Annotated in this window: 19 protein-coding genes and 4 tRNA genes; 12 read left to right on the plus strand and 11 right to left on the minus strand. The window is 67.1% G+C overall.

What is annotated here, in order from left to right:
- Together ABD115_RS06575 and ABD115_RS06580 are read right to left on the minus strand one after the other, a co-directional pair.
- The coding region (locus tag ABD115_RS06575; RefSeq protein ID WP_343959876.1) for an HRDC domain-containing protein at window positions 1-764 on the minus strand (764 nt) is incomplete at its 3' end.
- Complete coding sequence (locus ABD115_RS06580; protein WP_343959429.1) at window positions 761-1,381, minus strand: DUF3000 domain-containing protein; 621 nt, start codon at window positions 1,379-1,381, stop codon at window positions 761-763. The genes ABD115_RS06575 and ABD115_RS06580, both read right to left, overlap by 4 nt.
- 88 nt (window positions 1,382-1,469) lie before the next feature.
- Here ABD115_RS06580 and ABD115_RS06585 point away from each other — a divergent pair, with 88 nt between their 5' ends.
- Genes ABD115_RS06585 through ABD115_RS06595 form a run of 3 tightly spaced genes read left to right on the plus strand, consistent with a single transcriptional unit; the run spans window position 1,470 to window position 4,400 of the window.
- Entirely contained in the window at window positions 1,470-2,681 is a 1,212-nt protein-coding gene (locus ABD115_RS06585; RefSeq protein WP_343959431.1) for an alpha/beta hydrolase family protein, read from the plus strand.
- A gap of 10 nt (window positions 2,682-2,691) precedes the next feature.
- Window positions 2,692-3,753 (plus strand): cell division protein ZapE, encoded by a 1,062-nt coding sequence (gene zapE, locus ABD115_RS06590; protein WP_343959433.1) that lies wholly within the window; start codon window positions 2,692-2,694, stop codon window positions 3,751-3,753.
- A gap of 2 nt (window positions 3,754-3,755) precedes the next feature.
- The gene (locus tag ABD115_RS06595) at window positions 3,756-4,400 is read left to right on the plus strand and encodes a type II toxin-antitoxin system PemK/MazF family toxin (protein WP_343959434.1); all 645 of its coding nucleotides are present in this window, start codon (window positions 3,756-3,758) and stop codon (window positions 4,398-4,400) included.
- On the opposite strand, the gene ABD115_RS06600 is transcribed toward ABD115_RS06595, so the two are convergent.
- On the minus strand, window positions 4,397-5,854 hold the full coding sequence (locus ABD115_RS06600) for an MDR family MFS transporter (protein WP_343959436.1): 1,458 nt from the start codon (window positions 5,852-5,854) through the stop codon (window positions 4,397-4,399). The two genes, ABD115_RS06595 and ABD115_RS06600, sit on opposite strands and share 4 nt — an antisense overlap.
- Before the next feature lie 129 nt (window positions 5,855-5,983).
- Here ABD115_RS06600 and ABD115_RS06605 point away from each other — a divergent pair, with 129 nt between their 5' ends.
- Window positions 5,984-6,625, plus strand: a complete 642-nt coding sequence (locus ABD115_RS06605; protein WP_343959438.1) for a TetR family transcriptional regulator — start codon at window positions 5,984-5,986, stop codon at window positions 6,623-6,625.
- A 65-nt stretch (window positions 6,626-6,690) separates the two neighbouring features.
- Here the strand turns inward: ABD115_RS06605 and mgtE are convergent, their stop codons facing one another.
- Window positions 6,691-8,043 carry a magnesium transporter gene (gene mgtE / locus ABD115_RS06610; protein WP_343959440.1) on the minus strand — a complete coding sequence of 451 codons (1,353 nt, stop codon included), beginning with the start codon at window positions 8,041-8,043 and terminating at the stop codon, window positions 6,691-6,693.
- A gap of 282 nt (window positions 8,044-8,325) precedes the next feature.
- Here mgtE and ABD115_RS06615 point away from each other — a divergent pair, with 282 nt between their 5' ends.
- Complete coding sequence (locus ABD115_RS06615; protein ID WP_343959443.1) at window positions 8,326-8,598, plus strand: Rv0909 family putative TA system antitoxin; 273 nt, start codon at window positions 8,326-8,328, stop codon at window positions 8,596-8,598.
- 63 nt (window positions 8,599-8,661) lie between these two features.
- On the opposite strand, the gene ABD115_RS06620 is transcribed toward ABD115_RS06615, so the two are convergent.
- The 5 genes from ABD115_RS06620 to ABD115_RS06640 form a co-directional block, all read right to left on the minus strand.
- A complete protein-coding gene (locus ABD115_RS06620; protein ID WP_343959445.1) occupies window positions 8,662-9,597 on the minus strand; it encodes a threonine/serine dehydratase in 936 nt (311 codons plus the stop codon).
- 153 nt (window positions 9,598-9,750) lie between these two features.
- The gene (locus tag ABD115_RS06625) at window positions 9,751-9,918 is read right to left on the minus strand and encodes a hypothetical protein (protein WP_343959447.1); all 168 of its coding nucleotides are present in this window, start codon (window positions 9,916-9,918) and stop codon (window positions 9,751-9,753) included.
- Window positions 9,919-10,856: 938 nt separating this feature from the next.
- Entirely contained in the window at window positions 10,857-11,237 is a 381-nt protein-coding gene (locus tag ABD115_RS06630) for a hypothetical protein (protein WP_343959450.1), read from the minus strand.
- A gap of 391 nt (window positions 11,238-11,628) precedes the next feature.
- Window positions 11,629-11,704 (minus strand) — tRNA-Val (locus ABD115_RS06635).
- A gap of 123 nt (window positions 11,705-11,827) precedes the next feature.
- Window positions 11,828-12,850 (minus strand): hypothetical protein, encoded by a 1,023-nt coding sequence (locus ABD115_RS06640; RefSeq protein ID WP_343959452.1) that lies wholly within the window; start codon window positions 12,848-12,850, stop codon window positions 11,828-11,830.
- A gap of 156 nt (window positions 12,851-13,006) precedes the next feature.
- Between ABD115_RS06640 and ABD115_RS06645 the strand changes: the two genes are divergently transcribed.
- From ABD115_RS06645 to ABD115_RS06655, 3 genes are all read left to right on the plus strand, one after another.
- Window positions 13,007-13,079, plus strand: a tRNA-Gly gene (locus ABD115_RS06645).
- Between the two features lie 48 nt (window positions 13,080-13,127).
- Window positions 13,128-13,198 (plus strand) — tRNA-Cys (locus tag ABD115_RS06650).
- A gap of 28 nt (window positions 13,199-13,226) precedes the next feature.
- Window positions 13,227-13,298, plus strand: a tRNA-Val gene (locus ABD115_RS06655).
- Window positions 13,299-13,350: 52 nt separating this feature from the next.
- On the opposite strand, the gene ABD115_RS06660 is transcribed toward ABD115_RS06655, so the two are convergent.
- Window positions 13,351-13,986, minus strand: coding sequence for a helix-turn-helix domain-containing protein (locus ABD115_RS06660; protein WP_343959454.1), 636 nt, complete (start codon window positions 13,984-13,986; stop codon window positions 13,351-13,353).
- Between the two features lie 126 nt (window positions 13,987-14,112).
- On the opposite strand from ABD115_RS06660, the gene ABD115_RS06665 reads away from it, so the two are divergent.
- A complete protein-coding gene (locus ABD115_RS06665) occupies window positions 14,113-14,955 on the plus strand; it encodes a hypothetical protein (RefSeq protein ID WP_343959457.1) in 843 nt (280 codons plus the stop codon).
- 10 nt (window positions 14,956-14,965) lie between these two features.
- On the opposite strand, the gene ABD115_RS06670 is transcribed toward ABD115_RS06665, so the two are convergent.
- Window positions 14,966-16,744 (minus strand): glycoside hydrolase family 5 protein, encoded by a 1,779-nt coding sequence (locus tag ABD115_RS06670; RefSeq protein WP_343959459.1) that lies wholly within the window; start codon window positions 16,742-16,744, stop codon window positions 14,966-14,968.
- 364 nt (window positions 16,745-17,108) lie between these two features.
- On the opposite strand from ABD115_RS06670, the gene ABD115_RS06675 reads away from it, so the two are divergent.
- The 3 genes from ABD115_RS06675 (at window position 17,109) to thrS (ending at window position 21,999) form a co-directional block, all read left to right on the plus strand.
- Entirely contained in the window at window positions 17,109-19,103 is a 1,995-nt protein-coding gene (locus tag ABD115_RS06675) for a TPM domain-containing protein (RefSeq protein ID WP_343959461.1), read from the plus strand.
- A 128-nt stretch (window positions 19,104-19,231) separates the two neighbouring features.
- Window positions 19,232-19,954, plus strand: a complete 723-nt coding sequence (locus ABD115_RS06680) for a PspA/IM30 family protein (RefSeq protein ID WP_343959463.1) — start codon at window positions 19,232-19,234, stop codon at window positions 19,952-19,954.
- Between the two features lie 53 nt (window positions 19,955-20,007).
- Window positions 20,008-21,999 (plus strand): threonine--tRNA ligase, encoded by a 1,992-nt coding sequence (thrS, locus tag ABD115_RS06685; RefSeq protein WP_343959466.1) that lies wholly within the window; start codon window positions 20,008-20,010, stop codon window positions 21,997-21,999.
- Window positions 22,000-22,007: the final 8 nt, after the last annotated feature.

Raw genomic sequence — 22,007 nt, forward strand, 5'->3', positions numbered from 1 at the left:
GACCGCGGGTTTGCGCCAACGGCCGCGACGATCGAGGCGTCGGGAATGAGCCGGCCTGGGGCGATGTCGCTGCTGCGCGCGAGCTCGTCTCGGGCATGCCACAGCTCGCGGGTCATCGCGAGCTGCCGTGGCGAGCGCATGCGGTTGCCGCCGGTCAGCTTGCGCCATGGCTCTGCGGCCTTGGGCTTCGGCGGGCGCACCCGTACGGCGGCGAACTCCTGGTCGGCGAACTCGAGCTTGCCGGCGGCCTCGAGCCTGGTGGCGACGGCATCGCGCAGATCGGGCAGCAGCGCTACGTCGAGCGCGGCGTACTCGAGCCAGGCCTCGGGCAGTGGGCGCGTTGACCAGTCAGACGCGGAGTGCGCCTTCGCGAGTTCGATGCCGAGCAGCTCCGCGGTGACAGCCCCGAGCCCGACGCGCTCGAGGCCGAGCAGGCGCGAGCCGAGCTCGGTGTCGAACAGTCGCGCGGGAACGAGGCCGAGCTCGGCGAGGCTCGGCAGGTCTTGATCTGCGGCGTGCAGCACCCACTCATCGCCCGCGAGGGTCTCCGCGAGCGGCGCGAAATCGGTCATGCCAACGGGGTCGATGAGAAACGTGCCAGCCCCCCGCCTGAAGACCTGCACGAGGTAGGCGCGATTGCTGTATTTGAACCCCGATGCGCGCTCGGTGTCGACGCCGAAGGGGCCGTCGCCCGCGGCGAGGAGTTCGCTCGCCGCGCGCAGCTCGCTATCGGTAGTGATCATCGACCAGGAGTCGCTTGTCATTGAGCCTCGGCCTGACGTTTCGCGCGTGCGCGCTGATGCGTGAGTGATGCGACACCCTCCTCGTGGGGCAGCCCGGCAAGCAGGCAGAGTAGTTCGGCCCACGCCTCAAAGTGGGCCGTAAAGTCTTCGCCGCGAGGCGTCCATGACGCGCGGAGTTCGATCTGGGCGCCGTCGCCGCGCGTGGCGATCGCCCCGAAGCTGCTTGACAGCACCTTGGTCGCGGTGCCCGAGATATAGCCGAACTGAGCCCCGCGCGACTCGAGCGCGTCGATGAGCCACGACCACGCGACGTCGGAGATAAACGGGTCGACCCCGATCTCGAGCTCGAGCGGTGCCTGCGCGTAGCAGACGATGCGGAAGTGGCCGCCCCACTCCTCGGCGGAGTCTGGGTCGTGCATGAGCACGAAGCGGCCGGCGCCTGCGGGGGAGTCGAGTACCGGTTCCTTGTCTGCGCCAGTGCCCTCGCGCACGCCGGCGGCGAATGCGACCGAGTGTGGCGCGATGCGCTCTGGCGGGGCTATTTCGCGGGCAGCGAGATCTGCGCGGAGCGTGACGCTTCGGAGCGCCTGAGCTGCGCTGGCGAAGTCGGCGGGAACAGCCGTTGACGGTGTGGGCACAACCGAAGACTAGAGTTCTGTGTGTGCCCGAACGCGCAGCCACGCCGGGCCAGCCAAAATACACGCCACGGCCGAGACGGAGTTTGCAGTGAGTACGACACGGACGTTGGCGATCGCGGGGGCGTGCGCCGTCTCTGCGGTGGCCGCAGTTGCGGGCGCCGGTCTCGCCCTCGGCGCTCAGCTGGCGCGGCTGTCGGTGCGGGTGGATCGCGGCCTCGAGCGCCCGGTTGAGGTGCGGCGGCTCGCGGCCGGTGAGGTCGCGGGCGTCTGGATTCGCGGCGGCGGCGCAGCGGGTCAGGGGCCGCAGTCGCTACTGTTCGACGCGCCGCACGAGGTGCCGGGGCTCGGCCGTGGTGCGCAGGCGAGCGGGCACGCGCGACTCGGCCCGGTCATCGCGCGCTCGGGAGACGAAGTGCTGCGCAGGGTCGTCAAAGTCGATCGCGGCACGCTCGTGCCTGGCGCCCGCGGCCGCATGGTCGGCTGGTGGTACACGTCGCCAGCCGAGCTTGGCTACCGCGTCGAGGAGATCACGTACACCTCGGAGGCCGGAGAGTTCGAGGGGTGGATCGTGCACCCGAAGCGGGCGAAGAAGAGGCGCTGGGCGATCCACATGCACGGACGCGGTGCCGACCCCGCTGAGACTCTCAGGGGCATCGCGCCGTTCGCCAGGGCCGGCGTCACGAGCCTCATCATCAGCTACCGCAACGACCGCGGCGGCCCAGCTGGCCGCAACGGGCGATACGGCATGGGTATCTCGGAGAGCCGCGACCTCGACGCCGCAATCGCCGAGGCGAGGGCCCGCGGCGCGGAGCGGGTCACCCTCATGGGGTGGTCGATGGGCGGCACGGCGAGCCTCGTGAGCGTCGCCCGCGGCACTCACCGCGACGTCATCGACGGCGTAGTGCTCGATTCTCCCGGCGCAGATTGGCCTGGAATCTTGCGCGACAAGGCCGCGCAGCGGCGCGTGCCGCAGTGGGTCGCCGATCTCGGCATGCGGTTGCTCGAACGCGGGGTTGTCGCCTCGGGTGAGCCGGGTGGCATCGATTTCGACTCGCTGCGACCCGAGCGGCTCGCCCGCGGCATCGACGTGCCTGTGCTCGTACTCGCGAGCCCGAACGACCGGTTCGTGCCCTGGCACGGCTCGCAGGTGCTCGCAGCCGAGCGGCCCGATCTCGTGCAGTTTGTCAGCATCCCGGGCGCCGGCCACGTGCGGCTATGGAACGCCGACCCCGACACGTGGGAGCAGCGCGTGCACACCTTTGTCGCCGCCCTCCCGAGGCCGGGCTGGCGCGGGCAGTAGACTGGTGCGGATGTCTGCTACCGAATCTCACAGCTCCGCTCGCCTCATCGACCGCCACCCGCGGATCTCGGGCACCGAGCTCGTGGCCACCCTCGTGCCCCCGCCCCAGTTTGCCTCGGCGAGCTTCGACTCCTACGTGCCAGACGCGAACTACGCGTCGCAGGCAGAGGCCCGGGACCTGCTGCGCAACTTTGTTTCGCCAAAGGGCAGTGCGGCCGCGAAGGGCGGATTTTTTGGCTTCGGGCGCAAGAAGGCCGAGCCCACACCGGCCGCCTCGCAGAAACCAGGCGTGTACCTCGACGGCGGCTTCGGCGTCGGTAAGACCCACCTGCTGGCCGCTGCCTGGCATGCGCAGCAGGGCCGCAAGTACTTCGGCACCTTTATCGAGTACACCGCGCTCGTCGGCGCCCTCGGCTACGCGGGCGCTGTGAGCGTGCTGCAGGGAGCGAAGCTCATCTGCATCGACGAGTTTGAGCTCGACGACCCGGGCGACACGATGCTCATGACGCGGCTGATTGGCGACCTCACTAAGACAGGCTCGAAGTTCATCGCGACCTCGAACACGCCGCCTAACGCGCTCGGAGAGGGCCGCTTCGCCGCGGCAGACTTCATGCGCGAGATTCAGGCGATGGCTGACCGGTTCACGACGATCCGCATCGACGGCGTCGACTACCGCCAGCGCGACCTCGAGGGCGAGGCCGTTGTGCTCAGCGACGAGGCCTACCAGTTCGCGCTCGCAGACGCCGCATCGTCTGGGGTGCGCATGACCGATGACGGCTTCGACGAGTTGATCGCGCACCTCGCGACGGTGCACCCGTCGAGCTACATCGGGCTGCTCGACGGCGTGCAGACGATCGGCCTGCGTGGCGTGCACGAGCTCACCGATCAGTCGGCCGCGCTCAGATTTGTTGCCTTCGTCGACCGGGTGTATGATGCGCAGATTCCGATTCGCTCGACGGGCCTGGCGCTCACCGAGATCTTCGGCGGCGGCATGATCGATGGCGGCTACCGCAAGAAGTACCAGCGCTGCCAGTCGCGGCTGAACGCCCTCACCTCGCACGAAATCGGCTAGTCATGGCGAATTCGAACCTGTGGTACCAGGTCGGGGTGGCGCTTCGAAAGCTGCTTGGCCTCGATGGCCGTGCAGGCGGGTCGGGGCAGAGCGCGTCGCGGGGCGGATCGCCGAGGCCCGGCGCGCAGCCAGCGCTGAAGCAGTCGCCCGCGCCGAAGCCCTCACCGACGTCGCCGGAGCGCCAGGGGGCACGGCCCGGCGGGCGTGGCTCGCGGGGCGCCGACTACGCAGAGAGCCCCGGCCAGTTCGGGGCGGGGGCTACCCGCGATGTGCAAGCGAGCGAGCTGCGCGGCGCCACGCTCGAATACTCGCCGAACATGGACGGCGACCCCGACCCAGGCGAGATCGTGTGGACGTGGGTGCCTTACGTCGAAAACGACGGCCGTGGCAAGGACAGGCCGGTGCTCATCATCGGCCGCATCGACGCGACCGCGGTGTTCGGGTGCTACGTCAGCACCAAGTACCACCGCGATTTCATCTCGATTGGCAGCGGCCCGTGGGACTCGCAGGGGCGCGAGAGCTTCGTCTCGCCCGAGCGAATCTTGCGCGTCACCCACGCGGGCATGCGGCGCGAGGGCGCGACGGTCGCCCGAGAGCGCTTCAGCACCGCCGTGCGCGGGGTGCTGAAGCACCACGGGCTGAACTAGCCGCGCCCTTCCTGCGCCCGGTGCCGGGTGATGAAGCACGCGCACACCACGGCGGCGACAGTCACCGACCCGCCGACTGCGAACGCGAGCTGCGCGCCGGCGACCTGCGCCGCCGCGCCCGATACGCCCGAGAGCGACGCGCCGACGACGAGCGCCCCGATCAGCGCAGCGGTGCCGAGCGCGCCGGCGAGTTGCTGCAGCGTGTTGAGAATGGCGCTGCCGTGCCCGTAGAGCGGCATCGGGAGCGAGGTCATCGCGTGCGTCATCAGCGGCGTCTGCACGAGCGCCATGCCGGCCGAGAACGTCATGTGCATCGCGATGAGTCGGCCCGAGGTTGTATCTGGCCCAACCGTGCTGAGCCACCACTGGGCGGCGCAGACCACGAGTATGCCGGGAATGACGACGGGTTTTGGGCCGACCATGTCGTAGACCCTGCCAACAAGGGGGGAGAGCGCCCCCTGGGTGATGCCGCCCGGCAGCAGAATGAGGCCGGTTGCGAGCACGCTGAGGCCGAGCCCCGACTGGGCGTAGATCGGCAGCACGACGACCGTGCCGAGCATCACGCCGAAGGCGATCGTGAGCGCGGTCACCGAGAGCGTGAAATTTCGCTCCCGAAACGGTCGCAGGTCGAGCAGGGCGCGGTCGCCGTCGCGCTGCAGCCTGGTCTGGCGCAGCGCAAAGACGACGAGTGCGACCACGCCAACGGCGAGGGTGATCGGGGGCACGAGCGAGCCTGTTGCGAGGTCAGAGGCCGTCGATACCGCGGTGATCACGCCGCCGAACCCGAGCAGCGACAGCGCGACGGATGGCAGGTCGAGTGGGGCCTTGCGCCCGCCGCCGAGCGCCGGCATGAGGAACAGCCCGACGACGAGGGCGAGCGCGGCGATGGGCACCATGAGCCCGAACACCCAGCGCCAGCTCAGCGCCTCGATGACGGCGCCTGAGAGGGTCGGGCCGATCGCCGGGCCCACCGAGATGACAATGGAGTTCAGGCCCATGACGGTGCCGCGGTGTTGCGGGGCAACGAGCGTGAGTGTCGATGTCATCAGCAGCGGCATCACGATCGCGGTGCCACCTGCCTGAATGATGCGGGCAACGAGCATGACCCCAAAGTTTGGCGAGCACGCGGCGAGCGCGGTGCCGGCAATGAAGAGCAGCAGCGCGGTAATGAACAGCGCGCGCACGCTAAACCGGCCGAGTAGGTACCCGGTTGTGGGGATCACTACGGCCATGGTGAGGAGAAACCCGGTGGTGAGCCACTGGATCGTCGTCGCTCCAACGCCGAACTCCGCCATGAGCGGCGGCAGGGCGACGCTCAGTACCGTCTCGTTAAGAATCATCACGAAGGCGGAGACCGCGAGGATGGAGATCACGGCGGTCACGGTGCGTGCGGTCGGGGGCTCGGGTTGAGCGCGAGGCGGCAGGGGCATGCTGCCGGTGGTGGGTGAGGTCACGGAGATGTATCGCTTTCAGTCGGCTTCGTTCGGCCGACAGTAAATTGTGACACACAGTGCCATAATTTTGTGCGACTGGCCGAAACGCGATACGTTTTGGCGAGACCACTGCGGTGCGAGGGAGATGCAATGACAGACACGCGGGCGCTTGCCGACGAAGGCGGCCGACCCGAGGGCGTGCGCGAGCGCCGCAATCGCGAGTTGCGTCAGCGCATTCACCTCGCAGCGATCGAGCTCGGTGAGCCAGCAGGCATGGATGCGGTGACCGTCGCGGAGCTCGCCGCGGCCGCCGGAATATCGCGGCGAACGTTTTTCCGCCACTTTCGCAGCAAGGAAGACGCCGTGCTTGCGGGCCACGCGCGCTATCTCGCCGCGGCGCGCTCCCTGCCGATGCGAGCGAGCAACGTCACCGAAGCCCTTTCGGCAATCGAGCGTGTTGGCGATGTGGTGCTCGAGCACGAGGGGCAGCCCGAGCTCGCCGAACATCGCAGGGTCAACGCGATGATTCAGCGAGACCAGGCGATCCGCACCCACGCGGTCGTGCAGGATCGCCTGATCGCCGACGTCTTCCGCGATCGACTGCGCGAGCTGCTCCCGCACGAACCAGTGCCAGCCCTCGAATTCGTTGCAGATCTCGGGGTTGCGGTGTGGCGGCACGGGTGGGTGCGCTGGAGCGCGCAGCAAGACGCGGCGACCGCTGAGAGCCCTGTGGAGAGTCACCGAGCCGCGCGCCAGCTGTTCCGCGCGGTTGCCGCGAGCGCCACCCGCTGAGCCGGCGGTGCTGCGTCTGAGTTGCGGATCCGCCGCGCACCGATCGGGGGCCCGCCGCAGCGCGGCTACAACCCGAGAATTGCGCGTGCGATCAGGAAGTAGATGATCAGGCCGCTCGCGTCGACGAACGTCGAAATGAACGGGTTGGAGAAGACCGCTGGGTCGACCTTCACCCACCTCGCTATGAGCGGCATGATGCCGCCGATCGTCGCCGCAACGGTGCAGATCGCGACGAGGGTGAGGCCAATGACGAGGCCGATATCCCAGCTGTACACGAGCCCGGCAATGGTGAAGCCGAGGGTGCCGAGGAGCAGGCCGAGGAGCAGCCCGACCCGCGCCTCGCGCCCGAGCACCCTGGCGATATCTCGCGCCTTGACGTCTCCGAGCGCGAGCGCGCGGGTGACCGTGGTTGCGGCCTGGTTGCCGGTGTTGCCGCCGGTGCCAATGAGCAGCGGAACGAACAGCGCGAGCACGGTCACCTCGGCGAGCGTGCCCTCGAACACGTCGAGCACCTGCACGGTGAGCGTCGCGCCGACCGCGAGCACCAGCAACCACACGACGCGCGAGCGCACCAGCTGCATGATCGGGGTGGCGAAATAGGGCCTGCGCAGCGGCTCGACACCGCCCTGGCGCGCAGAGTCCTCGCTCTCTTCGTGCTCGATGATGCGCATCGCATCGTCGAACGTCAGCAGGCCAACGAGTCGCCGCTCGCGGTCAACAACGGGCAGCGCGACAAACCCGGCCTCGGTGAGCTTGCGCGCAGCGCGCTCCGCGTCTTCGCTGGCCGGCACGCTCTGGGCCTCGCTCATGATCGTGGCGATGATGGTGTGGGGCTCAGCGGCAATGAGGTCGCGCAGGCTGACGACGCCGGCGACGTGCCGCGCATCGTCGAGCACGGGGAGCATGTAGATTGTCTCGGCGTCGTCGATGCGGTCGCGCAGCCGCACCATGGTGTCGGCGACGGTGTAGTCCATGCGCGTTGTGACGTACTCGGGCGTCATGCGGCGCCCGACCGAGTCTTGCGGGTAGCCGAGCACGACGCCGGTGAGGCGCCGCTCGCGCTCAGACAGGCCGTGGAGCAGCTTCGGAGCCAGCGTGGCAGGGAGCTCGTCGAGCAGCCAGACGCGGTCGTCGGGGTCGAGGCCCTCGAAGATCTCGGCCACCTCGGCGTCGCGGAGCCCGCGAACGAGGTCACTCTGCACCGACGGGTCGAGGGCCTCGAACACCTCGAGCGCCTCGTCTTTGTGGAGCAGGCGGAACACGATTGCGCGCTGCTTTGCGGTGAGGCGCTCGAGCACGAGGACAACATCGTCTGGCGACGTGTCTTGGAGCGTGTTGCCAAGGTCTTTGAGGTCTTCGTCGGCGAGCGCGCGCAGCACCCGGTTCTCGAGTTCTCGCTGGTGAGTCGTCTGGTTCACCGCACAGCCCCTTCCTAGGAGATGGTTCAGGTGCTGGGAGCCCGCGGTGCCGGGGGAGTTGGCCCACGGTCAGGCGCTTCAACGCTACCAGAGCGCACTGCGATCGCTGTTGGTAGGCCGCGCCGGGGCTGAGCAGTCGCTGCGGTCGAGCATGACATCGACCGGGCGTCTCCCAAGGTTTACATAGCCGCCACACATTAACTCTTGTTGTGCGGGGATTCGCGGTGCATAATGCAATCAGTGCGCCGAAGTGCTCGGTGCCGCATCGGGAAGGAGCCACTCATGGCGAACGAAGATTTGGGCAAGCAGGCGGCCGACGCGGCCGCAAAGGCGAAGGATTTTGTCACCGAGAACGCCGGCAAGGCCAAGGAGTTCGTCGAGCAGAACGCCGACAAGGTCAAGGAGGCGCTGCAGAGCGACCAGGCCGAAGAGGTCAGCGACAAGGTGCTCGGCTCGCTCGCAGACTTCGCCAACAAGGTCACCGGCGGTAACCACGCAGACAAGGTCGAGGAGATCAAGCAGAAGCTTGACGACTCCTTCGGCAACGAGAAGTAACACCTGCCTCGCGCTCAGACCGCCGCGCAGTCGTGTCGGTCTGGGCGATTACTCCGGCGGCGCTCAGTCGAGCGTCGCCGGATCTGTGTTTGCGCCACAGTTGATGACCGCGATGCGCTGCCCCGCCCTCGGCCGGTACTCGCCGCACGAGAGCGCGGCGTAGGCCGCGGCGGCGCCGGTTTCTGAAGGCACCCGGTAGTCGCGCCAGAGCTCGCGTCGCGCCGCGACGATGGCCGCGTCGTCGACGAGCACGCTGAAAGGCGCTCGAGCCTCGGCCGCGGCCCAACCAAGGCCCCCGATGCGACGCGCGCCGAGCGAGTCTGCCGCGACACCCGAGACCGCAACGTCGACAGGTTTGCCTGCCGCGAGCGCGGCGCTGAGCGTCGGAATTGAGCTGGGCTCGACGGCCACGACATCGACGTCGTGCGCTGCTGCAACGGCCTCGATGCCCGCAAACAGGCCACCACCGCCGACGGCGACCACGATCGTGTCGAGGCCGGGGAGCTGCTCGAGAAGCTCCAGAGCGATGACCCCGGCCCCGGCGGCGATCTCCGGCTGATCGTATGCGTGGCAGAACAGTGCGCCAGTGCGGTCTTGGTGCTCGATGGCGGCGGCGTACGCCTCCGCGTACTCCGTGCCAACCTGCTCGACCGTTGCGCCGTAGTTCCGGAGCCGGGCAACCTTCACTGCGGGGGCCGACTCTGGCACAAACACCGTTGCTGGCACCCCGAGGTGCGCCGCCACAAAGGCGTTGGCGAGGCCGGCGTTGCCGCCCGAGGCGGCCACGATGCCGGTCTGCGCATCCAGCTCACCGCGCTCGCGCGCCGCGAGTTGCCGGTTGAACGCTCCGCGGGTCTTGAACACGCCGCAGTGCTGCATGTACTCGGCCTTCAACCACACCTCCGCTCCACCACTGGCATCGAACTCGATCAGGGGAGTGCGGCGGGTGCGGCCCGCGATCCGATCACGCGCAGCCTCGACATCGGGGAGTGTGAGCATGTGGTGATCCTTCCGCTGCGTGAGGAGGGCTTCGCCGCGCCCTCCTGCAACTCTAACGCCACGCTACCGACGAATCGGCGCCCCAAACGTCGTTGTCGCGTGATCAGCAGGCAAGCTCAGCGCAATCGCGCTGCTCCACGCAGGGGAGCCGGGTCAGCGTTGCTGCCTCGGAAAGAGGAACAGCGCGACTCCGCCGACTGCTCCCGCCATGATGAGTGCCGAGGCGGCGTTGTCGAACGACAGCCAGGCAATCGGCAGTATGAAGGCGAAGCCAATAGCTCCGGCCCACCAGTTCGGTCGTTTGTTGTCTCGCTCTGCCATAAGCCCTACGCTAACAAGCTGTGACTGCGACCCGCTTCCCCCATGCGGCGGAGATGCGGTCGCGATGGAGAAGCAGCGAGCACGTACACCCGCCGGGGGCGTCGAGAAGGTGCCGTGCGCACGGGAGCTTCCGGGTGGAGCTCAGGGCCCATCTCCCGCGCAGCAAGGCCGTCTTCACCATACCCTTGCGCCACTCGGAACAGCCGCGCTGGGGCCCCAGGCGCCACGCGAAGCGGTGTCGCTTCGGAACGCCCCGTGCATCCGACACAGGGCGGGGACGCCCCAGTTGAGTACTTTTCGGGTGCGGATAGCGTCGAGGGGGATGTTGGTGGGCATGTAGCGGCGCAGGAATGCACGGGTGTGGGCGCTGAGGGGCCAGACTTGGCGGATCATGACGGGGTTTCCTCTCACATGCACGACGGATCGTCGAAGGCGTGCGTGTGTGAGTGGCCTCGCGGCCTGTCCCGAGGAGCGTCGTATCAAGGAGAAATGCGCCTTATCCACCAAGATGCGACGCGCCGGGGAGGTGCGCAAGAGCACCACGTCACAGGCCCCGGCTTGACCCCTTTCACCGAGGTGTCCGCGAAGAATCGTCTTACCCCCTACAGGCACTAGAACCCATGCGATGGAGTACTGATCCGCAGCAGACACACTGCCAAGACGTGCGAGTTCGCCGTGTTTCTACATGCCTGCCCATTCTGCGCGCGCATGGGGTCGCGCATGGTGACCAAAGCATGCCGCACCCACTCGAGCAGCCGTTTTGTGCAGTGAACGGGTCGAGCTGAGCGCTTCTCCACCGGTGGGTAGCTGCGCAAGGGCGGGAGCCTGCCGCGCAGCGCAGATAGGGCCGAAGGCCGCAACCGCGCCCTGCGACGGTGAGGAAGCGCGCCACGGGTGAAGGGCTCGATGTGGGCGTGAGCGCGCCGCGCACCTGCTGGCTATTCTCCGAACTTTCGTGAAACGATGCGCGTTGCAGCGAGCCCCAAGAGAGCGGCTGTGATTGCGACCAGCGCTGACCCCGCGAGCAGGTACGGCAACAGGAAGCCGACGAGCATCCCCATCGATGCGATGATGCCGAGTATCGCGAAAGCAGCGTTCACGATGATGCCGCTCCAGATTGCCCGCGTGACGACATTGCCGGTAGTGAGCGTGTGCTGGGCTGTGTTGTCTGAAGACTTGATTGCCGATGCCAGGCGAATGCTTGCTACTGCTCCGGGTATCAGCGCGATGAGTAGGGTTGCGGCAACGAAGGCGGGGAACATTCCTGTTGGCGCTTCGCCCCCAAATAAGTAGAAGAAGCTCGAGAGAAATACGATCACGGCCGACAAGGTTCCAGCAAGCAGCCCGAGTGGGTGCTCGATTTGCTCATCTGCGGCCACTGTGTCCTCCAACCCGAGGCTGGAGTGGGCGCCCTATCTCAAGGCTGACTGCAACCGGGTGCAGCTTGGTTCTCGGGCGATGCCAACTCATCATGTGTCCTAGGTTAGCTTGCCGAGCAGCAGGGCAGGCTCGGGCACCGCGGAAGGGTGTTGACCCAGAAAGCAGGGCTCTAGCTACGTGCAGTTTGGCCGGCAACCCGCGGGCAGAGGGCGACGCGACATCAACTCATTACTGCCGAGGGTCCCTTTTACACACTTCTTGTTCAATAGGCCCCGCCGAAAGCGCTTTCCCTAGAAACGAAAGAACCCCCGGCTTGACCAGGGGTTCTTGTGGTGGGCGATGCCAGACTCGAACTGACGACCTCTTCCGTGTGAAGGAAGCGCGCTACCAACTGCGCCAAACGCCCGCTCAGCTATTGCTGTTGCGACTCGATAAGCATACACACTGCGCCACGCGATCGCACATCGAGGCGCGCCGGGCGAGCCGCGAGGCGTGTGGTGGGCCGTGCCCGGTCGCGCCCGTTTCGCGATCAGGTTGCGTCGACCCGCTCCTGCGGCTCGGCGAGCGTGCTGTCGAGCACGTCGTTGAGCTCGAGGCTCACGTCGTTGAGCTCGACAAGCTGAGCGCGCAGGTCGTTGAACCGGTCTGTGTCGGCCTGAATCTCCCGGCGCACGGCATCGAGCCCCTCTTGGCGATCGAGCAGTTGCCCGCGAATCGAATCGAAGAGGGGTTTGTTGCCAGAGAACTCGTATTGCTCGTTGCGCAGCTTGAAGTCTGCCGCGTCGGCGTTGAACTGCTGCACGGCGATGTCGTAGTTCGCGCTGCGCTGTTCGATGTCGGCGCGGAGCGCCTCGAGCTCGGTGCTCAGGCGCTCGGCCTCTGCCGTAAGTTCGATGAAGACGCCGTGGTAGCCGTCGTACCAGTCGACGACAACTGACCGATCGGTAAACCACTTCGCGTAGTGCGACTCGAGTTCGGGGGAGAGCTCGCGCACCTCCGTGCCAAACACCGAGTGCAGCTCGTTGGCGAACGCGGGCTTTGAGAGCGACTCGTAGACGCTCATGCGCTGCTTGAACTCGGCATCGGTTGCTGCGAGGGCGTCGTACTCGGCGATGAGTTGCCGTGACACAGTCGCGCGGTCGTCTTGGCTCATGCGCGCCCAGCTTGCGTGCAGCAGTTCGTGAGCCGCTGTTGTCTCGACGACGCCGGTAAGGCGTTCGTCGGTGACCTCGAAGAGTCGAATGCGCCGATCGGCGTAGCAGCCGAGCACGTGCCCCTCTTCGGTGTGATCAACACCTGCGCACCAGCGGTTGAACACATCGCGCCCACCGATTGTGGGCTGCGAGGCGAGGAAGATGCGCTCGCCAGTCGGGTTGAGCTTGATCTCCTCTTGGATCTGCGCGATGCGGTCGGAGGGCTCGAAGCCGGCGGCCAGAAAGTGGTCTTGGATTGCGCCGCGATTGGAGTACGCGATGACTCCGCCGGCCGCAATAGCGAGCGTGAGCGCTACCGCGACCCCCTGCGCAATGCGCTTCCCTACACTTTTTGCCATACGGGCCATCGTATCTTTCGGGGCTGCAAAACCCCCTGGATCCCAGGTTTCATGCGGGTAACGATCGTTCGCCACGCCCGGATGTTACGGCCGAATTTGCGCCAGGGGGTCGAGCTGTATAAAGTTATCTACGTCGCCAAGCACGGCGGCGAAAATGCGGATGTGGCGCAGCTGGTAGCGCACAACCTTGCCAAGGTTGGGGTCGCGAGTTCGAATCTCGTCATCCGCTCTGAGGGGCCGAGAGTAATCTCGGCCGCTTTTGGTGGCAAACACTTACGGTGGCGTGGCCGAGAGGCGAGGCAGCGGCCTGCAAAGCCGTATACACGGGTTCGAATCCCGTCGCCACCTCGGGCACAACTGAATAGCCTTTCATTAGGCGCGATTGGCGCAGCGGTAGCGCGCTTCCCTGACACGGAAGAGGTCACTGGTTCGATCCCAGTATCGCGCACAGACAAAACCCCCGGCTTCTGCCGGGGGTTTTTGCGTTCTTCGGATCGGTGTCACGCCGCGCGCGGCACCCCGGCCTGCGTGGTCGTGTGCACGAGCTCTCCGGGCCCGCTGAGCAGCGCAAGCACCTGCGCAGGTGCGGCGCCGGCCGCTGCGAACGCGTGCGGCCGGGAGCCGGGGAATTCGAGCGCATCTCCCGGGCCCATGTGGAGCTCATGCGGCCCCATGCGCACCCTCAGGCGGCCCGAGAGCACGAAGATCCACTCGTGGCCGCCGTGCGCTCGCTGCTGGGGCAGTGGCGCGTTCGCTGGCAGCGCGATGCGAAAGGCGCGCAGCCCCGCTCGGCGTAGCGTGAGCGGGGTGGCCTTCTGGGAGTCGGGCGCGGCCTCGTCAGCCAACAGCTCGGCAGTGGGCTGGGCTCGCTCGGCAGAGTCGGAGACGGCAATAGGGGCGCCGATGAGGGCGCCGGGCGAGATGCCGAGCGCCAGGGCAATGCGCAACACGAGCTCAACCGTCGGTCGACGCTGACCCGATTCGAGTCGAGACAGCGTGCTCACCGACGCGCCCGTCAGCGCCGACAGTGCCGCAAGCGTAACGCCCCGCCGCTCCCTGAGTCGCCGCAGGGTGGCGGGGAGGCTCTGGATAGTCGCTCCGGCCGCGTGCTCAATGCTTGCGCGTCTGGGGTCCACGGGTGGGGCTCGCATTCTCTGGGGGTCGGCAGCAAGACGCGGGTGGCGACGCTGCACGAATCTATCGTCATGTTCACCTTAAACGATGGCAAGATAGTTTTGCTGAAGATATCCTATGCTGAGTGAGTGGCAACCGAACCGACACCCCTCCCGGCTCCGCGCACGATTGTTGAAATGTGTTTCGACAGCGCGGGCAGGGCCGATCTCGGGCTCGTTTACGGGGTGGCTGACGCGCTGGGCGTCGCTAACCAGCCCGTCAGGCTCGCCATTCGGCGGCTTGAATCCGCGGGCGAGGCGACTCAGCACGGCCGAGGGCGCGGGGGTGTGCTCGAGCGCACCGGCTCGAATCCCTTTCCAGACCCGGTTGCCGCGGGTCGGCTGCGCCGCGCGCGCGGACTTGCCGACGGCACCGTGACCTGGGATGGGAACTGGCGACTGACATCATTTTCGTTTCCCGACGAGCGGCGAGCCGACCGCGACGCGCTCCGGGCCGCGCTGACGCGGCTCGGCTGTGTGTTGCTCGCCCCTGGGCTGTATCTCTCGACGACGGATCCGCGTGCGCCGCTCAGCCACTACGCGCCGCCAGCGGTTCGGCGACTGGTGGGGGAGCTCATCGTGGCGGAGGTCACGAAGCTCGATGTTGCAGGGGTGAGCGATCCGGCGGCGCTGGTTGCTCGGCTGTGGAGCTTCGCCGAGGCTGGCGATGCCTACGCCATCGCCGATGCCGCCGTGCGGGCAGATGCCGGCCCGCACAGCGACATCGGGCGAATCGAGCACGCCGCCCGGGCGCTCCGGCTCGCCGAGCCGTTCGCCCGGGCGCTCGCACTCGATCCGCTACTGCCCCCCGAACTTGTTCCTGCGCGGTGGTCGACCCGAGCGATTCACGCCCGTTTTTCGGTTGCGTGGGATCGCTACGTCGAAACGGGCGGCGACCTCGAGCTCTACCGGCAGTTCAAGCGAGAGGTGTAGCTCCCGCGCGCTACTGCAGTCGCCGCACCCTGGCCGATCGGCGGTACCCGGCGAGCGCAGCACCCGCCACGGCGAGCAGCAGCGTGGCCGACACGATCGCGACCGTGTTCGCGGTCATGCCCGAGAGGGCAAGTGGGCCGTTCTCGGCGGCGCGGTTGCCCGGTTCGGGCCCCGTTTCGCCATCGCCCGGCGCGGGCGGGGTCTTCGTGTCGCCCGGGCCGTCGACAGCGCAGCTCTGGGCCGCGCAGTACTCGCTCGGCAACAGCACGGTTGAGTCGGTTGCGGGGCTCACGGTGACGGCCACAGTCTCGGCTCCAGGTGTGTTCTCGAGCACGAGCCAGGGAGAGGTCGGGTCTGACACCACTGTCGCGCCGGTCGCCGCGACGGTGTAGCCGGTGTCGTAGACGCGCTTGGGCACAAAGACAACGGTGCGCTCGCTCGAGCGGGCCTTGCCTGCTGCGGCCGTCGAGTACTCAAACTCCAGGGTGCGCGCCGCGCGGTCGTAGGCGTAGTCGCCGGGGATTCCCGCAACCGCCTGTGTGTAAGGAGTGATGAGCGCGTCGGCGACGTCGGGCTTTGCGTTGGCGTCAGAGGCCGCGGCGGTCTGGTCGAGCAAGAAACCAGACCCCGAGCAGCAAATCTCAGATTCCGCGTAGTACGACCACATCATCCACGACTGGGAGCGGGCGTTCGCCATGTCGACATCGATCGCGGCCTTGCTTGCGGGGCCGAAGCCTGCGAAGAACTCGTTGACGACAAACGGGGTCTGGTGCTTGGTCGCGAGCCGGTCGTCGTTGATGTACTGCTCGAGCTGCTGCTCGCCGAACGCGTAGTTGTGGCGCTCGATCGCTAGCGCAGGGTCGTCAAGCGCCCCCAGCAGCCGGGCGACGTTCTCGTTCGCATCTTGCCCCTGGGTGCCGGCAAACCAGAGGTCGCTCGCGACGTAGGCGATGCGGTCTTGGTCGACGTCGCGCACGGCGTCGAGCCACTTCTCGTAGAACGGAATGCGCTGTTCGGGAATGTGGTCGCACACCGGTTGCACGCAGTTGCCGTTCAGCGGTTCGTTCAGCGGCGAATAGCCCAGCAGGCCCTCTTGGTCGGCGGCAAACGCCTCCGCGACGTGTTTCCACGCCGCGACGAACTGGTCTTGCAGCCCGACGCCATTGGGCAGCTCCGCGTTCGTCCAGAACCTGTCCCAGGCGTGACGTTCGAGTGGGTTGTACTGCGCCTGCCACGAGTACTTGTCATCAGCGTCTTGAAACTCCTGCGTTGCTGCGACTCGCTCCCAGCTCGCCTCCATCGTCGGGTCGCTCGGTACGGCCCACTCGGGGAAGCCGTCGCCGTTGAACTGCTGCGCGAAAACATCGTTGTGGAAGTCGATCGTGTTCACGAACCCGTGCTGGGCGAGCATGCGGTTTGTGTCAACCATCTCTGCGATGTAGTCGTCGTCGTAGCGGTCGAGCTCCGGCTCTACAGCCTCGTACATCACGCCGAGGCGCATGCTGTTAAACCCCTGGTCGGCGAGCCACGAAGCGTCTGCCGCGCTAAATGGTGCCGGGGTGTAGGGCGCAAGCCTGTGCATGAGATTGAAGCCGTGGAACTGCGCGACCCGGCCAGTGCCGTCGACGAGCCACTTGCCGGCCGGCGTGATGGGCCCCTGTAGGCCAGATGGAATGCCAAACCGGGTGTCGCCGGCACTGGTTGCCGGTTCGGCAGCGCCAGCGGGCGTTCCGCCGAGCGCGAGCGCGACGGCCGCGAGCGCGGCGGTCGCGTAGGTGATGGGTTTCATAGCGGTACTCCTCATTGAGATGTGTGCGGCGGGTCGCCCCAGTCGGTGATTCGAAGGGGCTGACCCAGCCGCGCTAGATGCTATAGCGAATGATTGGGCGGGGGATAGGGCTCGCGCTGCTCTTTGTTGTTTTGGCAAACCCGGTGGTGGGGAGAGCGGCGTCGACTGCGCATTGGCGCACGAACGCGCCTGGGCGCGCGACGCGGCTCGATCCAGCACCACAAAGCGGGCTCACAGGCAAAGCGAAGCTTTAGCTTAGGGTCAGCCTCAAATTCACTAGCATTGCGGCCCGCGCCCTCATAAACTGTGGCTATCGGACACGCGTTGGAGTCGCCGCGCGGCCTGTCTAGACGGAGGATCGTGTATGAGAAGGGTCGTAACGATGCTCGGGCTGGCAACGTTGGCCGCGTTCGCGTGGGTCATGCCCGCGGCTGCGACCGCAACCCCTCCGCCCGCCTTTGCTGGCAAATACGTCATCGATGGCACGAGTGACGGCGTGATTGGCGGCGACGCCGAGCGGCTCGAGAACGAGGTTCGCGACTTCGCCGCGGAGCACGGAGTGCAGCTGTTCGTCGTCTACGTCGACAGCTTCGACAACCCCGCAGACCCAGAGGCGTGGGGTGCGGCAACGGCGCAGAAGAACTTTCTCGGCGACGACGGCGTGCTGTTGAGCGTTGCTGTCGAAGACCGGCTCTATGACCTGAACGCGCCGCAGGCGCTCATGAGCGACGAGCAGTACGACACGCTCGCGAGCGACTACGTTCGACCGGCGCTGAAGGCGAGCGACTGGAAGGGAGTTGTCGGCACGACCCTCACCGGAATCGAGAAAACGGTGCTCAACCCCGGTTCGAACGGCACGGGGGTTGCGGTCGCGGTGATCGGTGGTGTCGTCGTTGTTGGCGGTGTCGCCGCGGGGGTCGCCATCGCGCGCAAGAGGAAGAAGGAGCGAGAGGCTGCAGCGGGCGAGGCGCCGCTGACGATGGAAGAACTCGAAGCGAAGGCGAGCGCGCTGCTCGTTCGCGTCGACGACGATCTGCGCAGTAGCGAGCAAGAACTCGGATTCGCCGAGGCGCAGTTCGGCGCGGCGGCTGCGGCTCCCTTCGCCGAGGCGATCGCTGCCGCGAAGGAGCAGCTCACTGCCGCGTTCGCAAAGCGTCAGCTGCTCGACGACAGCGTGCCAGATACCGACGAGGATCGCCGCGCGTGGCTGACGGAGATCATCGAACGCTGCTCGGGGGCCAAAGCATCGCTCGACGCCCACACCGAGTCGTTCTCGCGGCTGCGCGAGGTCGAACAGCGGGGGCCTGAGGTGCTCGAGCAGCTACGCGCCCAGGAGCCTGTCGTCGCCCAGCAGCTCGTCGCCGCACGGGAGAGCGCAGCAGCACTGTCTGCGAGTTACGCGCCCGCGATCGTGGCGCAGCTCGACGCGAACCTGACTGAGGCCACTGGCAGGCTCCAGTTCGTGACGGAGTGCATCGAAGCTGCGACAGCGGAGCTCGCTGCCGGCGAGCCCTCGGCAGCAGCGGTGTCGCTGCGCGCGGGCGAAGCTGCGCTCGAACAAGCACGAACGCTGACACAGTCACCCGAGGTGTTGGCCGGCGAACTCGCTGAGAGCGCGAATCAGTTCGAGGCCGCTGCCGCAGATCTCCGGGGCGATCTGCAGGTCGCCTCCCAGCTCATCGGTTCGGCGAGCGAGCAGGATCGGCAGGCGCTCCAGCAGGCTGCCGACCGCGTCAGCGGGCTGCTTGCCAAGGGAACGCAGGGCGATCCGGTCGCCGCGCTGGCCGCTGCCGCAGCCGCCAACGTCGAGATCGACGCCGCGATCGGAACAGCGCGCGAGAACAGCGAGCGACTCCGGAGAGCAATTGCCGCGCGCGACGAGGCGCTCGTGCCCGCGCGCTCCGAGGTGCTCGCTGCGGAGCAGTTCATCGAGACGCGGCGCGGCGCGATCGGGGCGCAGGCGCGCACCCGACTCGCCGAGGCCAAACGGCAGTTGCAGCTCGCCGAGCAGGTCGCAGAGCAAGACCCGACGCGTTCGTACCAGGCCGCGCAGCAGGCGACGCAGTACGCGCGCGCGGCGTATCAGCTCGCCGTCAACGACGTGTCTGGCTGGGGCGGTGGCGGCGGCTACGGCGGGGGCGGTGGTGGCTACGGTGGCGGATCCGACGGCAGCTTCGGTGGTGCTGTGCTTGGCGGCATTCTCGGCGGGCTCCTCAGCGGCGGCGGAGGCGGCCGCTCGAGCGGCGGGTGGAGCGGCTCGAACGGCGGCTTCACCGGCGGCTGGGGTGGTGGCGGATCGATCGGCGGAGGCGGTGGCCTCGGCGGGGGAGGCAGGCGCGGTGGCGGCGGTCGGTTCTAGCCGGCGGAGCTGGCGCCAGCCCTGCTCGGCGGCGCGGTAGCTCGACGATCAACAAGACTTGTGGCCCGCACGGGCTCGCACAGACCTCCTCCGAGCTGATTCGGTGGAACACAGGAAAGGAAGCCAACATGGCAAAGCAATCCATCCTTGGCCGTATTGCACAGCTCGCCAAGGCAAACATCAACGCGCTGCTCGACTCCGCAGAAGACCCGGAGAAGATGCTTAATCAGATGGAGCGCGACTACAAGAACAGCATCGCCGACGCAGAGAGCTCGGTTGCGCAGACGATCGGCAATCTCCGCCTCATGGAGGCAGACCTCGAAGAGGATCGCAAGGCCGTCACCGAGTGGGGCACGAAGGCTGCCGCAGCATCAGCGCAGGCCGAAACGCTGCGGGCGTCTGGTGACGCGGCGGGCGCAGACAAGTTCGACAACCTCGCCCGCGTCGCACTGTCGAAGCAGATCTCGTTCGAGAAGGAGGTCGCGACGGCAGAGCCGAGCGTGACCGCGCAGCAGCAGGTCGTCGACCAGCTGAAGACGGGGCTGCAGACCATGCGCGAGAAGCTCGTGCAGCTGCAGGCGAAGCGCGACGAGCTCGTGGCGCGAGGCAAGGTTGCCGACGCGCAGTCGCAGGTGCAAGACGCGGTGAAGAACCTCGACGTGCTTGACCCGACGAGCGAGCTCGGCCGCTTCGAAGACAAGATCAAGCGCCAGGAGGCGATGGTTCGCGGCCAGGCCGAGCTCGCGGCCTCCACGCTCGACGCGCAGTTCAACGAGCTCGACGACCTGGGCTCGCTCAGCGAGGTCGACGCCCGCCTGCAGGCTCTGAAGCAGGGCGGCGCAGGCGCGTAACCCACCTGAGTCGGCCGTCGGCCGCTGCAACCCGATAGAATTACGGAGTCTTTATGTTGTCTCCGAAGGGATCTGCAGTGGCCGACGGCTTTTCACTGTTCACCGACCGGTCCGTTGTCGCAATGCGCGTCAACGGCGAACTCCGCGATTTGGCGTGGGAGGTCACGGATACTGACACAGTGGAGCCCGTCACGATCGACTCCGAGGACGGCCTGAACATCCTCCGCCACTCGGCAGCGCACGTGCTCGCGCAGGCCGTGCAGCGGGTGAACCCCGAGACGAAGCTCGGCATTGGCCCGCCCATCACCGACGGGTTCTACTACGACTTCGATTCGGCTGAACCGTTCACCCCCGAAGATCTCAAGGCGCTCGAAAAAGAGATGCAGAAGATCGTCAAGCAGGGTCAGCGCTTCGTGCGCCGCGTTGTGAGCGAAGACGAGGCGCGGGCCGAGCTCGCGAGCGAGCCCTACAAGCTCGAGCTCATCGGGCTCAAGGGCGGCGCCGATTCGGGCTCCGACAACGAGAGCGTCGAGGTCGGCGGCGCCGAGCTCACGATCTACGACAACGTCGACCCGAAGACGGGCGAGACCGAGTGGAAAGATCTCTGCCGCGGGCCGCACCTGCCGAACACGAAGATGATCGGCAACGGTTGGGCGCTCATGCGCTCGAGTGGCGCCTACTGGCGCGGCAGCGAGGCGAACCCGATGCTGCAGCGCGTCTACGGCACCGCCTGGCCCACCAAAGACGAGCTGCGCGCCTACCAGACCCGGCTCGAAGAGGCCGCGAAGCGCGACCACCGCAAGCTCGGCGTCGAGCTCGACCTCTTCTCATTCCCCGACGAGATCGGCTCGGGCCTCGCGGTGTTCCACCCCAAGGGCGGCATCATTCGCCACGAGATCGAGAAGTTCATGAGCTCCGAGCTCGTGAAGAACGGCTACGAGGTCGTGAACAGCCCACACATCACCAAGGGCACGCTGTTCGAGACGAGCCAGCACCTCAACTGGTACAAGGACGGAATGTTCCCGGCCATGCACCTTGACGAGGTCACCGACGAAGCGGGCAACGTCACAAAGCAGGGCCAGGACTACTACCTGAAGCCGATGAACTGCCCGTTCCACAACCTCATCTTCCGCGCCCGCGCGCGCAGCTACCGCGAGCTCCCGCTGCGCCTCGCAGAGTTCGGCACGGTCTACCGCTACGAGAAGTCGGGCACGCTCTCGGGCCTCACCCGCGTGCGCGGGCTCACGCAAGACGACGCGCACATCTACGTCACCGACGATCAGGTGAAAGACGAGCTGAAGAAGCAGCTCGAGTTCGTCTTCGCGACGCTCCGCGCCTACGGCCTTGACGACTTCTACCTCGAACTCTCCACGCGCGATCCCGAAAAGTCGGTCGGCACCGAAGAGCAGTGGGCAGACGCAGAGCAGACGCTGCGCGAGGTCGGAGAGGAGTCGGGCCTCGAGCTCGTCGCCGACCCAGGCGGCGCGGCCTTCTACGGCCCGAAGATCTCGGTGCAGGCGCGCGACGCTATCGGCCGCACCTGGCAGCTGTCGACCGTTCAGCTCGACTTCAACCAGCCCGAGCTGTTCGAGCTCGAGTATGCTGCAGCAGACGGCACCCGCAAGCAGCCCATCATGATCCACCGCGCGCTGCTCGGCTCGATCGAGCGGTTCTTCGCGATCCTGCTCGAGCACTACGCGGGCGCCTTCCCGGTCTGGCTCGCCCCCGAGCAGGTCGTCGGCATCCCCGTCGCCGCCGAGTACGGCGACTACCTCGAGGAGATCTTCGCGCGCCTCCGGGCCGAGGGCGTGCGCGCGCACGTCGATCACTCCGACGACCGGATGCCGAAGAAGATCCGCACGCACACAAAGATGAAGGTGCCCTTCCAGCTCATCGCTGGCGAGGAGGATCGCGCGGCGGGTGCCGTGAGCTTCCGCTTCCGCGACGGCACCCAGCTCAACGGCGTGCCCGTCGACGAGGCGATCGCGCGCATCACCGGCGCGATCAAGAGCCACGAGCAGGTCTCTACGGCCTGGGCCGAATAGCCGCAGGC

The organism is Leucobacter albus, assembly GCF_039528015.1.
Taxonomy (GTDB): domain Bacteria; phylum Actinomycetota; class Actinomycetes; order Actinomycetales; family Microbacteriaceae; genus Leucobacter; species Leucobacter albus.